Genomic DNA, 14,895 nt, shown 5'->3' on the forward strand with positions numbered 1-14,895 from the left:
CGATCAGATGTTCAAAAAGATACTGATTGCCAATCGCGGGGAAATTGCCTGTCGGGTCATCCGCACGGCGCGTCAATTCGGTATTGCCACCGTCGCGATCTATTCCGATGCGGACGCGCGGGCGCTGCATGTCGAAATGGCCGATGAGGCGGTGCGCGTCGGTCCAGCGCTTTCGGCGCAGAGCTATCTCAATGTCGAGGCGATTATCAAAGCTGCACTTGAAACCGGCGCGGAGGCAATCCATCCGGGCTATGGCTTTCTCTCGGAGAACGCCGGTTTTGTGGATGCCGTCGAGGCAGCAGGGCTGGTCTTTATCGGTCCCTCGGCAAAAGCCATCCGCGCCATGGGGTTAAAGGATGCCGCCAAGGCGCTGATGGAAAAAGCCGGTGTTCCCGTCGTGCCGGGCTATCACGGCGACAATCAGGACGGCGCTTTCCTCAAAAGCGAGGCGGATCGCATCGGCTATCCGGTGCTGATCAAGGCCCGGGCGGGTGGCGGCGGCAAAGGTATGCGGCGCGTCGATCAGGCGGCGGATTTTGCAGCAGCGCTGGACAGCGCGCGTCGCGAGGCGGAAGCCTCGTTCGGCGACAGCGCCGTGCTGGTGGAAAAATATATGACCAAGCCGCGCCATATCGAGGTGCAGGTCTTCGGCGATAATCACGGCCATGCGGTGCATCTTTTTGAGCGCGATTGCTCGCTGCAACGCCGCCACCAGAAGGTGATTGAGGAAGCGCCCGCACCCGGCATGACGCCGGATATGCGCGCGGTGATGGGCGAAGCTGCGGTGAAGGCCGCTTTGGCCATCGGCTATTCCGGCGCGGGCACGGTGGAGTTCATCGCCGATGTGTCGGAAGGGCTGCGGCCTGACCGGTTCTTCTTCATGGAAATGAACACGCGCTTGCAGGTGGAGCATCCGGTGACGGAAGCGATCACCGGTCTCGATCTGGTCGAATGGCAGTTGCGCGTTGCGTCCGGCGAAGCCTTGCCGAAGCGGCGGGATGAAATTGCAATCCATGGCTGGGCTTTTGAGGCGCGGCTTTACGCCGAGGACCCAGCCCGCGACTTTCTCCCCGCAACGGGCAAGCTTGCGCTGTTCGCTCCGCCGGAGCAGGCGCGTGTCGATTCCGGTGTGCGGACAGGCGATACCATCACGCCGTTCTACGATCCTATGATCGCCAAGATCATCGTCCATGGCCGGGATCGCGACGAGGCGATGAACCGACTCGACACGGCATTGGGCAAAACCCGCATTGCCGGACTCGTCACCAATCGCCAGTTCCTGTCGGCGCTCTGCAAGCTGAATGCTTTTCGCACCGGCGATGTCGATACCGGGCTGATTGCCCGCGAGGGGGGCCAATTATTTGCTGACGAGCCGCCATCGGAAATCGCCTTTGCACTGGCGGCATTGGCGGCGCTCGATCTGCTGGATGCGCCGTTGAGCGACGATCCATGGTCGAGCCTGCGCGGATTTCGTCTGTGGGACGAAGCATCGCGCTCGGTGCTGCTCGACCATCAGGGCGAACGCCGGACGATCAGCTTCGCGATCAATGATCAACGGCGTTTCGGCTTCGATTTCGGCGCGGTCGAAATCCGCAGTCACGCAAACGGGCTGGTTCGGTTCTCCGTCGATGGCCGTGTGTCGGAAGCGTCTGTCGTCCGCATCGGGCATGATGTGACGGTGCAGTTCGACGGGCGCGACACCATATTTCATCATGTGCTGTCTGCCGGAGCGGAAGATGATGCGTCCACGGAAAGCCGCATTCTGGCTCCGATGCCAGGACTTGTACGGCTCGTATCCGCCGTGGAAGGCGCCAGCGTCGCGAAGGGCGATCCGCTGGTGACGATGGAGGCGATGAAGATGGAGCTTTCGCTGACCGCGCCACGCGACGGCAAGATCACATCCATTACTGTTGTGGCTGGCGATCAGGTCAGTGAAGGCGCGCTGCTTGTCGAATTGGAGGAAGAACATGGCTGAACACGTCGAAATCGTTGAAATGGCAGCACGTGACGGCCTGCAAAACGAGAAACGTTTTGTGCCGACGGCGGACAAGATCGCCCTGATCGACCGCCTGTCCGGCTGCGGTTATGCCCGCATCGAGGCGACAAGTTTCGTGAGCCCGAAATGGGTGCCGCAACTGGCCGATGCAGCAGACGTGATGGCGGGCATTCGTCGCGCCGACAGCGTGCGCTATTCTGTGCTCGTGCCGAACATGAAGGGCTATGAGGCGGCGGCTGCGGCCAATGTCGACGAGGTCGCGGTTTTCATTTCCGCCTCGGAGGGTTTTTCCAAAGCCAACATCAACTGCACGATTGCCGAGAGCATCGAACGCCTGTCGCCGGTAATTGGCGCTGCGATCAATGACGGGCTTGCGGTGCGCGGCTATGTCAGTTGCGCCATCGAATGCCCCTATGACGGGCCGACCGCGCCACAGGCCGTTGCCGATGTGACTGAGCAGCTTTTCTCGCTCGGTTGCCATGAGGTGAGCCTTGGCGACACGATTGGGCGCGGCACGCCCGACAAGGTCGCGGCCATGCTGGATGCGGTGCTTGCCATCGCCCCTGCGCACAGCCTTGCGGGCCATTATCACGACACGGGCGGACGTGCGCTCGACAATATTCGCGTCAGTCTGGAAAAGGGCTTGCGGGTGTTCGATGCATCGGTCGGCGGTCTGGGCGGTTGTCCTTTTGCGCCGGGTGCCAAGGGCAATGTCGATACGGTGGCAGTGGCCGAACTTTTGCACGGTTTGGGTTTTGAAACCGGCCTTGATCTGGACAAGCTGCGGTCGGCGGCATTGTTCGCGCAGGCGCTGCGTCAGGATAGAGCCGCATGAACCCTTTCGAGACCATTCAGCTTGCCATTGACGCGCGCGGCGTCGCAACGTTGACGCTGAACCGGCCCGAGCAGCACAATGTGCTTTCCGGTCTGATGATCGATGAACTGACCACTGCGGCGCTGCATCTGGCGGATGATCCGAAGGTCAGGATTGTGGTTCTGACCGGTGCGGGTACGAGCTTTTGCGCGGGCGGCGACCTTGGCTGGATGCAGGCGCAGGTGAATGCCAGCCGTGCGCAGCGGATCGAGGAAGCGCGCAAGCTCGCCTTGATGCTGAAGGCGCTTCGCGATCTGCCAAAACCGCTGATCGCGCGCGTCAATGGACAAGCCTATGGCGGTGGTATCGGCCTCATTAGTGTCTGTGATGCAGCCATCGGCGTGTCCGGCGCGCGCTTCGGCCTGACGGAGACGAAGCTTGGTCTGATACCTGCCACCATCAGCCCCTATGTCGTGGCGCGCATTGGTCAGGCCCATGCACTGCGCACATTCACCTCTGCCCGACTGTTCGACGCGCAGGAGGCAATGCGTATCGGCCTTCTGCATGAGGTGGTCGAGGCTGAGCAACTGGACGCGACGGTCGAAGCGGAGATCAAACCGTATTTTTCCACCGCACCGGCGGCGGTTGCGGCGTCGAAACGGCTCGTTCATGCGCTGGTCGCGCCGATTGACGAAGCCGTCATCGACACGACGCTCATCCGTCTTGCCGACACATGGGAAACACCGGAGGCCGCGGAAGGGATCGCGGCCTTTTTTGCGAAGCAATCACCATCATGGAAGGGAGGGAGTTAGACTTTGGGAGGAAGCCGATTTTCGCTGTCACTGTGGGCACTTGGCCCCTTGCAATCGAAAGCCGGAAATGCATTCTTAGCACATCACGAAAGCGGCTCCCGTTTTGGAGCAGTTTTCCGAAACTGCCGAGGCTGTTTTGGATAATATTATGGCTCCAGTCCCTTTTTGGGTGCGGTGCGGCGCGCTTTTGGATCGACCCTTTGAGATCGTAAGATGAAACAAAAGGGAGGGCCCGGCAATTCGCCAGCACGCAAGCGCTGACAATTGACCGGATGGGTTGCCATCATGGGTTAGATGAGGGCGCGTCCCAGGACGGCGCCCCACCAAAGGAGAAAAAGAATGAACCTGAAACTTCTGTCCAGCGTAGCTTTCGCTGCTACTCTCGGTTTTGCCAGTGCTGCTTATGCCGACATCACCATCGGCGTGGTTGCACCGCTGACGGGTCCGGTTGCCGCTTTCGGCGATCAGGTGAAGAAGGGCGCAGAAACCGCTGCCGAAGTCATCAACAAGGCTGGCGGCATCAAGGGCGAGAAAATCGTTCTGAAGTTTGCCGACGACGCCGGTGAACCGAAGCAGGGCGTCTCCGCTGCCAACCAGATCGTCGGCGATGGCATCAAGTTCGTCGTTGGCCCGGTCACGACCGGCGTTGCCATTCCGGTATCCGACGTTTTCTCTGAAAACGGCGTGCTGATGGTCACCCCGACTGCAACTGGCCCGGATCTGACCGCACGCAAGCTGGAAAACGTGTTCCGCACCTGCGGCCGCGACGACCAGCAGGCCGAAGTCATGGCCGATTATGTCCTGAAGAACTTCAAGGACAAGAAGGTCGCCGTGATCCACGACAAGGGCGCCTATGGCAAGGGTCTGGCCGACGCTTTCAAGGCTGCGATCAACAAGGGCGGTGTTACGGAAGTGCATTACGATTCCGTCACGCCGGGCGATAAGGATTTCAGCGCACTGGTCACCAAGCTGAAGTCGGCAGGCGCGGAAGTCGTGTATTTCGGCGGTTATCATGCCGAAGGCGGTCTCCTGTCGCGCCAGCTGCATGACGCTGGCATGCAGGCGCTGGTTCTCGGCGGCGAAGGCCTGTCCAACACCGAATATTGGGCAATCGGCGGCACCAACGCACAGGGCACGCTGTTCACCAATGCCAAGGACGCCACGAAGAACCCCGCATCCAAGGACGCCATCGAAGCGCTGAAGGCCAAGGGTATCCCGGCTGAAGCCTTCACCATGAACGCCTATGCCGCAGTTGAAGTCATCAAGGCTGGCATTGAAAGCGCAGGTTCGGCTGATGATTCGGCTGCCGTTGCCAAGGCTCTGCATGACGGCAAGCCGATCGAAACCGCAATCGGCACGCTGACCTATGGCGAAAATGGTGACCTCAGCTCGCCGAGCTTTGACATCTTCAAGTGGGATGACGGCAAGATCGTCGGCCTCGAATAAGACGCCCTCGACAGACAATCAGAAACGCCGGGCTTGTCCCGGCGTTTTTGCGTTCAGATAAATATTAGAAGGCAGTTCAGGACCCGGAAAAGTTGAACGTCGGTTCAAGCTCCTCGAAGGTGTCATCCATCGCATGAGTTGGACTGCCCGGAAAACCGAAATGCCCATAGGCAATGGACATCTGCCCCTCGGCCTTGCGCTCGCCGCCCTTGGAGATAGCCGCCACATAAAGCGCCGCGGCAAGACCCGTGCGATCCGCACCAGCCTTGCAATGAATGAGGATCGGTTTTTCGGCATTCTGCATCAGCGTGATCAGCTCCTGCGCGCGCTGGGGCGACAGCCGCTTGCTGGACGACATTTCAAAATCAACATGCTGGATGCCAAGCGCTTGTGAAGCGTTGATTTCGTCGTCATACCAATCCGCACCCGGTTCCGGACCGCGCAGATTGATGATGGTCTTGATACCGTAGGCCTTTTGCAGTTTTGCGATCCGCGCCGGATCAGGCTGGTTCGAACGATAGGCCTCTCCGGGCACAATTTCATGGACATTGCCGTTATACTGGATCGTATAGAGATAGCCGCCCAACATACTTGCTCCCGTCAAAGCAGCAAGAGCGCCAATTCTGACGCGGTTGATGGACCATTGGGCGTATATTTTGAAAAAGCTCATGGGAACGCTTTAAAAGAGTTTTATGAAATAAATTCTAGCGCCAGTTTTTGCTTGGCTTTGGCGGAGCATGGAGTAAGAATGAGACTTATTCTTGTTCGGCCTGGCGATATTCTGGCCGTTTTTTGGATAGCTTTGGTTACATATTTTATATCGGGCGACGGCCATAAGCCGTCAGGGGCAAGCATTCGTGTCAGTTGCGTGGCGTCAGTCGAAGTTGCGTTGGTTTTCCGTGGCTTAAGCTTCGGTTAACTATAAGTGTCTAGTCTGAATCCATGAAAAGCTGGGGCAGTTAGCGGAGCAGGTTTATGCAGCGCTACAGATTTGACGATAAAATGATTCTCACGGAAGCGATTGTCGAGCTTCTTAACCGTGGTGTTGAGCGCGATGATCTTGATCTGGTCTTGAGCCGGATTGGTCCGGTCGATCTTGATTTGATGCATCAGTGTCTGGTCGAGGTCTGGAACTATAACCATCCCGAATTTGCCGAAACGGCGATGGCTGCCTGATATCGGGCGGCTCGTTTCGGCGGGTGATTTCTGCTCTTTGGCAGAAATTTCGGGGATGTCACAATCTTGAAACGGAGAAGGTTTATATCTGCCTCCGTATCGGGAATTCACCTGGGATGACGACCGCGGATGAACCGGCGTCAACTCAGGTGAAAGCGGAAGGTCGGGTCCATCCCGGCCTTTTTCGTTTTTGTTTCCTTGCCTCTGGCTTTCCGCTTTTCAGGCAGGGGCGACGGAACACTGTTTTTGGAAACGGATAGGCTCCATGATACGCCACATCGTTCTCATCAAATTCAAGCCGGAACTTGATGGCGCGGCCATCGAGCGGGCACTTGCTTCGGTCGTCGCTCTCAAAGGCAAGATCGGCGGAATAGTTTCTGTCACGACCGGGGCCAACAACAGCCCCGAAGGGTTAGAAAAAGGCTTTCGCCACGGTTTTGTGGTGGATTTTGCCGATGCTGCGGCGCGTGACGCCTATCTGCCGCATCCCGAGCACGTCAAGGTTGGTAAGGCTCTCGTCGAAGCTGCGGAAGGCGGTGTCGACGGCATTCTGGTGTTCGATTTCGACATCTGACCATTAGCCTATAACAGAAGCCCGCCCACGCCCATGCGGGACAAGTCGGTCGAATTGAGGTCGATGCCTGCCATCAGGCGGTCCAGCACCCAGTCGAGACTGTTTTCTCGCATGCTGCGGGCCGAACCCGGTGCCGCGATGATATATTTGCCGTCGCGCCTTCCAAGCACCAGCAGATTGCCGGGATCGACCGGCATGCCGATGCGCAGAATTTCTCCGCCACTCTGGAGGATCGAACGCGGCACGATGTCGGTGGTGTCGGCAACCGCCGATGCACTGAAAACCACGAGAATGTCGCAGCCAATGCTTATGCCCGAAATCGCGCTGGCCAGCGCCTCCGTGTCATGCGCGACACGCTTTTCCACGATTAGCGTGCCGCCATTGCGCGCAACGCGCTTTTCCATCACCTCGCGCGTCTTGTCGAACACGGTCTCGCGGATAGAGGGAAGTCGCGACTGGATCAGGCCGATGCGCAGCGGGCGAAACGCCTTGACGTCCATCGCCTGTTGACCGTGGAGGAGGGGGCAGATGGCATCGACAAGATTTTTTGGTACGGCAAAGGGAATGATCTTGACCGTCGCGACCATCTGGCCTGCTTCCACGCGCATATGATTGCGTATTGTCGCTAGAGAAATGCGCGCGTCATAGACGTTGACCGCATCTATTGTTGAAGCATCCACGCAGAAAATACCGGTGGAGCTGGCAAAAAGATTGATGCGTCCGGTCGTCGCCGTGCCGGTATGGATCGTCTGCGAGGTGAGGGCGGCCCCGATCAACTGCGCCGCTTCATCTTCGCCAATATCGCCGGGCTCGAACCGAGCCGCCAGAACGCTTGTGAGGCCAGCCTGCTGCAAGGCCGCGCAATGTTCGCGGGTGAGCACGGTCCCCTTGCGCAGCGTGAGCGCACCCGCCGTTACCGCATAGGCCAGTACCGCGCCTTCGGCTTCATCGAGCGGGAAGTCGGCGAAAACCATGGTACCCTTTCCAGACTTCAGTCGGCCAGCCCCGAAACGTTGCGGGTTTTAGGTTGTGTGTTTTTAGATTGTCTTAGTCGCGGCCCGGCGACTTCACAATGTGGTTAATCGGTTCCAGATCGCGCGGCTATCGCAGGATTTATCCGTTGGTTGTACTTGCATGGCCGGGGACAAAGGATTAAGTCACCGCCGCGTCAGCGCAACAGGGGCTCTAATTCCCCGCGTTGAGGCGCTTGCGGAGATGTCATTTCCGCTAATTGGAGTCTGGTTTGCGGCGTTTTTGACCGCGACATTACGATCCAGCACAAATTTCTCCAGACAGGTGACAAACGGAACTATTCGTTATAACGGTACGTTTGGAATTTTCAGAATTTACCGAAAACTGAAAAACGACATACGTGCCGGATTTGACGCTCGCGACATGACGAACCCCTGCGGTTCACGTTAACGGGCAGCTTGAAAGTGATTTCAAGTTCAAAGCCACACTGAGACGAAATCGCTCTGGTGCGATCTGAAGAACTGAAGCGTCTGACCGGGAATGGTCCCGGCAGCGGGTTTCAGATTTTCAGATCGCATCGGTGCAGGATGGAAAGACAAATGAAACTCGGCATCCCTCGGACGATCGTTTCGTTCGCCGTACTGGCCCTGACTGCGTTTCTTGCCGGCTGCGAGAACCAGGTTCTTCTCTCTCCCAAGGGAGAGGTCGGCGTGGCGGAACGCGATCTTATCCTTTTTGCGACCGGCCTCATGTTGCTCGTCGTGCTGCCTGTCATCTTCATGACGCTGTACTTCGCCTGGAAATACCGCGCCACGAATGAAAAGGCGGATTATCAGCCCGACTGGCACCACTCGACCAAGATCGAACTGGGCGTCTGGCTCATCCCTCTGGCGATCATCGTGGTTCTCGGTACGGTCACCTGGATCAGCACGCATAAGCTCGATCCGTACCGCCCGCTGGAATCCAGCGTGAAGCCGATCAATGTCGAAGTGGTTGCGCTCGACTGGAAATGGCTTTTCATCTATCCCGATCAGGGCATTGCCACCGTCAATGAAATGGCCATGCCTGTTGATGTTCCGGTCAACTTCAAGCTGACCTCCAGCAACATCATGAACTCCTTCTTCATTCCGGCGCTGGGCAGCATGGTCTACACCATGCCGAGCATGCAGACGAAGCTGCATCTCATCGCCAATCATGAAGGTGAGTTCGACGGCATTTCCGCCAATTATAGCGGTCAGGGCTTTGCCCAGATGCGCTTCAAGGCACATGCCTATAATCAGGCCGACTTCGACAAGTGGGTTGCCGACGTGAAGGCCAAGGGCGAAGAACTGGGCCGCGACCGTTATGCATCGCTGGTTCAGCCGAGCGAAAAGCATGCGGTGCAGTTCTTCAACTACAATGACAAGACGCTGTTCCACGATATCGTGAACCGCTGCTGGGACGGCAAGTCCGTCTGCATGGACGATGAAATGCACCGTCAGCAGATGATCCGCGAAGCACGCGCAAACCTGCGCAAGTCTTCGCCTGTCGATTTCAGCCAGTGGGCGAGCGACATCATCTGTGCAGTGGCGCCGCAGCGCCTGTCGCAGCTCGCAAACTGATTTGCCCTTGCGCCGTGATCTCCTGCGAGATCGCGGCCATCGGCATTCAATCTTTTGTTTCACGCGGTTCCGGACCGAAAGCCGTTAGAGGCTTTCCCGGAATTGCTCCAATCGAAGCGTGATAAAAATGTTCGGAAAACTTACGCTCGAAGCGATCCCGTATCACGAGCCGATCATCATGGTCACATTGACCGCGGTGGCTGGTGGTGCGCTCGCTATTCTGGCAGCCATCACTTATTACGGCAAATGGGCCCCGCTCTGGAAAGACTGGCTCACGACGGTCGATCACAAGCGTATCGGCATCATGTATATCATTCTGGCTTTCGTGATGCTGTTCCGCGGCTTCTCGGACGCCGTGATGATGCGCGCGCAGCAGGCTCTTGCCTCGGGCGCGAATGAAGGCTTTTTGCCGCCCCATCACTACGACCAGATCTTTACCGCCCACGGCGTGATCATGATCTTCTTCGTGGCGATGCCATTCGTCGTCGGTCTGATGAACTTTGCGGTTCCGCTCCAGATCGGTGCGCGTGACGTTGCTTTCCCCTACCTCAACTCGCTGAGCTTCTGGCTCACGGTCGCCGGTGCGGTTCTGATCAACCTGTCGCTCGGCATTGGCGAATTCGCCAAGACCGGCTGGCTTGCTTATCCGCCGCTGTCCGGCAAGGAATTCAGCCCGGATGTCGGCGTGGATTACTATATCTGGGCCTTGCAGATTTCCGGTATGGGTACGCTGCTTTCAGGCGTCAACCTGATCACCACCATCATCAAGATGCGTGCGCCCGGCATGGGCATGATGCAGGTTCCGGTCTTCACCTGGACCGCGCTCTGCTCGAACGTGCTGATCGTCGCAGCCTTCCCGATCCTCACTGTCACGCTGGCCCTGCTTTCGCTGGACCGCTATCTGGATTTCCACTTCTTCACCAATGATGCTGGTGGCAATCCGATGATGTATGTGAACCTGATCTGGATCTGGGGTCACCCGGAAGTCTACATCCTCATCCTGCCTGCTTTCGGTGTCTTCTCCGAAATCATCGCGACCTTCTCCGGCAAGCGTCTGTTCGGCTACAAGTCGATGGTTTACGCAACAGTTGCCATTACGGTCCTGTCGTTCCTCGTCTGGGTGCACCACTTCTTCACCATGGGTGGCGGCGCCAATGTCAACGCCTTCTTCGGTGTTGCGACGATGATCATCTCGATCCCGACGGGGGCTAAGGTCTTCAACTGGCTGTTCACGATGTATAAGGGCCGCGTCCGCATGGAAACGCCGGTTCTGTGGACGATCGGCTTCATGTGTACCTTCGTGGTTGGCGGTATGACGGGCGTTCTGCTTGCTGTTCCGCCTGCGGATTTCGTGCTGCATAACTCGGTGTTCCTGATCGCCCACTTCCACAATGTGATCATCTCGGGCGTGCTGTTCGGCTGCTTTGCCGGTCTCGTCTACTGGTGGCCGAAGGCTTTCGGCTTCAAGCTCAACGAACGTCTGGGCCGTAACGCGTTCTGGTGCTGGCTGGTCGGCTTCATCATGGCGTTCATGCCGCTCTATGTGCTCGGCCTGATGGGCATGACCCGTCGTCTGAACCACACCGAAAACCCGGCATGGCACATCTATCTGATCATCGCCGCCGTCGGCGTTGCGATCATCCTGTGCGGTATCGTGTTCCAGGTTCTGCAGATCATGGTTTCGATCCGCGACCGCGAAAAGCTGCGTGACAACAACGGCGACAGCTGGGGTACGGGCCGTACGCTGGAATGGTCGCTGGCTTCGCCGCCTGCATTCTACAACTTCGCTGAAGTGCCGCATGTCCGCGACCACGACAGCTGGTGGGACATGAAGCAGAACGGTTATGTGCGCCGCACGGAAAAGTTCGCACGCATCCACATGCCGAAGAACACCGGTACGGGTTTCATCATCGGCATCATGAACATTCCGCTCGGCTTTGCGCTGGTGTGGCATATCTGGTGGCTGGCCATTGCCTCTGCCGTGGGTGTACTCGCCGTTGCGATCTTCCACTCGTTCAACAATGACAGAGACTTCTACGTCTCGGCCGAAGAAGTGCAGAGCGTCGAAGACCTTCGCACCCGGCAACTGATGGCTCAGGAGGCTTGATCCATGAGCGCTAGCATTTCAACGGCCGGTCCATTCACGGGCGGCAACGAGCATCCTGCTCACGAAGACCATCAGGATGCAGGGTCGACCACGCTGGTCGGCTTCTGGATCTACCTGATGAGCGACTGCGTCCTGTTCTCGGGCCTGTTTGCAACCTATGCCGTTCTGGCGCACCAGTTTGCGGGCGGTCCGACCGGCCGTGAACTCTTCGACCTGCAGTTTGTGTTGACCGAAACCATGCTGCTGCTGGTCTCTTCGCTGACCTATGGTCTGGCGACGCTGTCCATGTACAAGAAGAACCGTGCAGGCGTGCTGTTCTGGCTGGGCGTCACGTTCCTGCTGGGTGCAGCCTTCCTCGTGATGGAAGTCTATGAATTCCATCACCTGATTCTCGAAGACGCCGGCCCGAGCCGCAGCGCGTTCCTTTCGGCCTTCTTCGCGCTGGTCGGAACCCACGGTCTTCACATCACGTCCGGCCTGATCTGGATTCTGGTGCTTTCCGCCCAGCTTCTGCGTGACGGCCTGACCGAAAAGAACCAGACGCGCGTGATGTGCCTCAGCCTCTTCTGGCACTTCCTGGACATCATCTGGATTGGCGTCTTTACCCTTGTCTATCTGCTGGGTGTACTGTGATGAGTTCTGCACACGAAACACACGATCATGCCGCGCATGGCAGCCTGAAGTCGTATCTGATCGGCTTCGTGCTGGCGGTTATTCTCACCGTCGTTCCATTCCTTCTGGCGATGAACGGCTATTTCACGCCTGCCACGACCGCAGCCGTTGTTCTCGGCATCGCCGTCGTTCAGATCCTGGTGCATCTGGTTTACTTCCTGCACCTCGATCCGAAGTCGGAAGGCGGCTGGAACATTCTGGCGCTCATCTTCACGGTCATCATTCTGGCTATCGTGCTTGCCGGCTCCATCTGGGTCATGCATCACCTCGATACCAATATGATGCCGATGTACATGACGCCTGACGACGTGCGTAATCTGCCTTAATCAGACCGCGCCCGGCGGGGCTGGTCTTTGACATGCCCCGCTGAGCTACCGTTTCTCCCGTGCGCCAGACCATGATCCGCACACGGTTTGAATCGCGGCTTTATCCTCCCTCTCTCCCCCCAAAGCCGCGTGGCGCTCCGGTTCCCTCCGGAGCGCCTCCCTTTTTTGTGCGCTTCATATTTTGCATTTTCAGCGCGAAGTCTTCGCGTCTGCGACCGGGCGTTGCGTAAAGCTGTGGTAACGTTAACACTCCCTTGACTGAATCCGTTCATATCTAGAGCTTAAGCTTTAGGTTGTTGCTTGGCCCCCCGACCTCCCTATGGTAATCCCTGAAACGTCCTGGGTGGGAAATGGAAACGGGACGCTGCCAGGCGACCGCATAGACAGGAACCGGACAGTAACGCGTATGACTCGGAGTAACAGGACGATACAGGGAAAAGGCATTGCCATGCTTTTGCTGGCGGCGCATTTTTCCTCGTTTACCGTGTCGCCTGCTTTGGCGTTTGAGCTTTTTGGCGTCCGTCTTTGGGGCGAAGACAAGAAAACCGATCCCGATATCATCGATCCGAAGACCTATGAGGTCGAGGTCACTACCACCGGTGATCGCAAGAATGCGGATGGCACCGAAGCCGATCTGAAATCCGTCGTTGAAGGTGCATCCGGTCTGGTGACCGACGCGGACAAGCCCGCCTCGGGTTCCGCCGGTCTGCTGGCCAAGGCGCGCGGCGATTATCGGCGTATTCTGGCCGCCCTTTACGGTGAAGGCCGCTATGGCGGCACGATCTCGATTCTCGTCGATGGCCGCGAGGCGAACGACATTCCGCCGGACGCTGATATTCCAAACAATGCGAAAGTGGCGATTTCCGTCGATCCGGGACCGCAGTTCCTGTTTTCGCGCACGGCCATTTCCAATATAGCGCCACCCGCCACCGACAAGCGCGATGTCGTGCAATCGCCCGAAGATGCGGGTTTCGCGCCCGGTCAGGTAGCGCGCTCTGGAACGATCATCAAGGCCGAGCGTCTTGCCGTCGAGGCTTGGCGTCAGCAGGGCTATCCGAAGGCGCAGGTGACAGGCGAAGAGGTTGTCGCCGACCATGATGGCAACACGGTTGCCGCCGATGTCGCGCTCGATCCGGGCCGCAAGGCGCATTATGGGCCGGTCAGCGTGGTAGGCACGGCGCGTATGGACCCGCAATTCGTCGCCTGGATGACCGGGCTGACGCCCGATAAGGAATACGACCCCGACGATATCGAAAAAGCCAAGAAGCGTCTTGGCCGCATGGAAGTGTTTCGTGCGATGAGTTTCGAGGAAGCCGAAACCATCGAGCCGGATGGCAGCCTGCCGATGACGCTCAACGTGCAGGAGCGCAAACCCCGCCGGTTCGGCTTCGGTGCGGAATATTCGACCATCGACGGCTTCGGCGTCACCGGCTACTGGATGCATCGCAACCTGTTCGGCAAGGGTGAAAACCTGCGTTTCGACGCCAAGGTCAGTGGCATTGGCGGTTCGCAGGATAATTCATTTAATCCGCAGAACTATACCTATCTGCTCGGCGGCACGTTCAAGAAGCCCGGCGTCTATACGCCTGATACGGATTTCGTTCTGTCGCTCGACGCCAAGCGCGAAGTGCTCGACGCCTATACCGAAACCTCGATCAACGCCAAGACCGGTTTCACGCAGATATTCAGCGACGAATTGTCAGGCGCGATCTATGCCAAGGCGAGCCAGGGACGCTACACGGACTATCCTTTCGGTCCCCGCGACTTCACGACAGCCGGTCTGGAAGGCAGCGTGCTTTACGACAGCCGCAACAACAAGCCGGACCCAAGTTCGGGCTTTTATCTGGAAGGCAATATCCAGCCCTTCTACGAATTCCATTACGGCAATTTCGCCACCCGCTTCACCGCCGAGGGCCGCACCTATTACGGCCTTGGTGCAACGGATCGCGTGATTCTGGCCGGGCGCGTGAAAGTGGGATCGATTGTTGGCGCTTCGATTGAAGATTTGCCGCCGAGCCTGTCCTTCCTTGCGGGCGGCGGCGGCTCAGTGCGCGGCTATGCCTATCGCAATATCGGCGTCGATGCCGGAAACGGCAACATCGTCGGCGGACGGTCGCTGCTGGAAGCTTCGGGCGAGGTGCGCACCCGCATCACCGATTCCATCGGCGCGGTCGCCTTTGTCGATGCGGGCTATGTCGGCGAAAAATCGTTTCCGGATTTCTCGGAACAAATGCGCGTCGGCGCCGGTGGTGGTCTGCGCTACCTGACCGGCCTCGGGCCGATTCGCCTCGACGTCGCCATACCGCTTAACCGCCGCTCGGGTGATCCGAGCTATGCATTCTATGTGGGCATAGGACAGGCGTTTTGACCAGATTTATCACCGTTTTCCTCTTCCTGAT

The 14,895-nt window shown here is 58.1% G+C and carries 13 protein-coding genes; 11 read left to right on the forward strand and 2 right to left on the reverse strand.

Translation table 11 applies throughout. From position 1 onward, the window contains the following. Positions 1–7: 7 nt before the first annotated feature. The 4 genes from ABWW11_RS01775 (at position 8) to ABWW11_RS01790 (ending at position 5,068) form a co-directional block, all read left to right on the forward strand. Positions 8–1,975 (forward strand): acetyl/propionyl/methylcrotonyl-CoA carboxylase subunit alpha, encoded by a 1,968-nt coding sequence (locus ABWW11_RS01775; RefSeq protein ID WP_109368085.1) that lies wholly within the window; start codon positions 8–10, stop codon positions 1,973–1,975. Continuing rightward, positions 1,968–2,831, forward strand: coding sequence for a hydroxymethylglutaryl-CoA lyase (locus ABWW11_RS01780; protein ID WP_109368086.1), 864 nt, complete (start codon positions 1,968–1,970; stop codon positions 2,829–2,831). Before ABWW11_RS01775 ends, ABWW11_RS01780 begins: the two co-directional genes overlap by 8 nt. Beyond that, entirely contained in the window at positions 2,828–3,622 is a 795-nt protein-coding gene (locus tag ABWW11_RS01785; protein WP_109368087.1) for a crotonase/enoyl-CoA hydratase family protein, read from the forward strand. The genes ABWW11_RS01780 and ABWW11_RS01785 overlap by 4 nt, the downstream gene beginning before the upstream one ends. Before the next feature lie 339 nt (positions 3,623–3,961). Then, positions 3,962–5,068 (forward strand): branched-chain amino acid ABC transporter substrate-binding protein, encoded by a 1,107-nt coding sequence (locus tag ABWW11_RS01790; protein WP_109368088.1) that lies wholly within the window; start codon positions 3,962–3,964, stop codon positions 5,066–5,068. Positions 5,069–5,144: 76 nt separating this feature from the next. Here ABWW11_RS01790 and ABWW11_RS01795 read toward each other — a convergent pair whose 3' ends face one another. After that, complete coding sequence (locus ABWW11_RS01795) at positions 5,145–5,738, reverse strand: dual specificity protein phosphatase family protein (RefSeq protein ID WP_109368089.1); 594 nt, start codon at positions 5,736–5,738, stop codon at positions 5,145–5,147. A 305-nt stretch (positions 5,739–6,043) separates the two neighbouring features. On the opposite strand from ABWW11_RS01795, the gene ABWW11_RS01800 reads away from it, so the two are divergent. Together ABWW11_RS01800 and ABWW11_RS01805 are read left to right on the forward strand one after the other, a co-directional pair. Next, positions 6,044–6,244: a hypothetical protein gene (locus ABWW11_RS01800; RefSeq protein ID WP_109368090.1), complete on the forward strand. Its 201-nt coding sequence runs from the start codon at positions 6,044–6,046 to the stop codon at positions 6,242–6,244. Between the two features lie 265 nt (positions 6,245–6,509). Next, positions 6,510–6,818, forward strand: a complete 309-nt coding sequence (locus tag ABWW11_RS01805; RefSeq protein ID WP_109368091.1) for a Dabb family protein — start codon at positions 6,510–6,512, stop codon at positions 6,816–6,818. An 8-nt stretch (positions 6,819–6,826) separates the two neighbouring features. Here the strand turns inward: ABWW11_RS01805 and ABWW11_RS01810 are convergent, their stop codons facing one another. After that, entirely contained in the window at positions 6,827–7,792 is a 966-nt protein-coding gene (locus ABWW11_RS01810) for a molybdopterin-binding protein (RefSeq protein WP_109368092.1), read from the reverse strand. Between the two features lie 597 nt (positions 7,793–8,389). Here ABWW11_RS01810 and cyoA point away from each other — a divergent pair. From cyoA to ABWW11_RS01835, 5 genes are all read left to right on the forward strand, one after another. Further along, complete coding sequence (cyoA, locus tag ABWW11_RS01815; protein WP_109368093.1) at positions 8,390–9,391, forward strand: ubiquinol oxidase subunit II; 1,002 nt, start codon at positions 8,390–8,392, stop codon at positions 9,389–9,391. 127 nt (positions 9,392–9,518) lie between these two features. Beyond that, positions 9,519–11,498, forward strand: a complete 1,980-nt coding sequence (cyoB, locus tag ABWW11_RS01820) for a cytochrome o ubiquinol oxidase subunit I (protein WP_109368094.1) — start codon at positions 9,519–9,521, stop codon at positions 11,496–11,498. A gap of 3 nt (positions 11,499–11,501) precedes the next feature. Then, on the forward strand, positions 11,502–12,131 hold the full coding sequence (cyoC, locus tag ABWW11_RS01825; protein WP_109368095.1) for a cytochrome o ubiquinol oxidase subunit III: 630 nt from the start codon (positions 11,502–11,504) through the stop codon (positions 12,129–12,131). Continuing rightward, the gene (gene cyoD, locus ABWW11_RS01830; protein WP_109368096.1) at positions 12,131–12,496 is read left to right on the forward strand and encodes a cytochrome o ubiquinol oxidase subunit IV; all 366 of its coding nucleotides are present in this window, start codon (positions 12,131–12,133) and stop codon (positions 12,494–12,496) included. The genes cyoC and cyoD overlap by 1 nt, the downstream gene beginning before the upstream one ends. Before the next feature lie 406 nt (positions 12,497–12,902). Further along, entirely contained in the window at positions 12,903–14,864 is a 1,962-nt protein-coding gene (locus ABWW11_RS01835; RefSeq protein ID WP_442945166.1) for an autotransporter assembly complex protein TamA, read from the forward strand. Positions 14,865–14,895: the final 31 nt, after the last annotated feature.

This window comes from Brucella sp. NBRC 113783 (genome assembly GCF_040372265.1).
Taxonomy (GTDB): Bacteria; Pseudomonadota; Alphaproteobacteria; order Rhizobiales; family Rhizobiaceae; genus Brucella; species Brucella teleogrylli.

Bases quoted from the DNA above. Each gene is read 5' to 3' on its own strand.
- ABWW11_RS01775 (WP_109368085.1), top strand. From the start codon at position 8: ATGTTCAAAAAGATACTGATTGCCAATCGCGGGGAAATTGCCTGTCGG.
- ABWW11_RS01780 (WP_109368086.1), top strand. From the start codon at position 1,968: ATGGCTGAACACGTCGAAATCGTTGAAATGGCAGCACGTGACGGCCTG.
- ABWW11_RS01785 (WP_109368087.1), top strand. From the start codon at position 2,828: ATGAACCCTTTCGAGACCATTCAGCTTGCCATTGACGCGCGCGGCGTC.
- ABWW11_RS01790 (WP_109368088.1), top strand. From the start codon at position 3,962: ATGAACCTGAAACTTCTGTCCAGCGTAGCTTTCGCTGCTACTCTCGGT.
- ABWW11_RS01795 (WP_109368089.1), bottom strand. From the start codon at position 5,738: ATGAGCTTTTTCAAAATATACGCCCAATGGTCCATCAACCGCGTCAGA.
- ABWW11_RS01800 (WP_109368090.1), top strand. From the start codon at position 6,044: ATGCAGCGCTACAGATTTGACGATAAAATGATTCTCACGGAAGCGATT.
- ABWW11_RS01805 (WP_109368091.1), top strand. From the start codon at position 6,510: ATGATACGCCACATCGTTCTCATCAAATTCAAGCCGGAACTTGATGGC.
- ABWW11_RS01810 (WP_109368092.1), bottom strand. From the start codon at position 7,792: ATGGTTTTCGCCGACTTCCCGCTCGATGAAGCCGAAGGCGCGGTACTG.
- cyoA (WP_109368093.1), top strand. From the start codon at position 8,390: ATGAAACTCGGCATCCCTCGGACGATCGTTTCGTTCGCCGTACTGGCC.
- cyoB (WP_109368094.1), top strand. From the start codon at position 9,519: ATGTTCGGAAAACTTACGCTCGAAGCGATCCCGTATCACGAGCCGATC.
- cyoC (WP_109368095.1), top strand. From the start codon at position 11,502: ATGAGCGCTAGCATTTCAACGGCCGGTCCATTCACGGGCGGCAACGAG.
- cyoD (WP_109368096.1), top strand. From the start codon at position 12,131: ATGAGTTCTGCACACGAAACACACGATCATGCCGCGCATGGCAGCCTG.
- ABWW11_RS01835 (WP_442945166.1), top strand. From the start codon at position 12,903: ATGACTCGGAGTAACAGGACGATACAGGGAAAAGGCATTGCCATGCTT.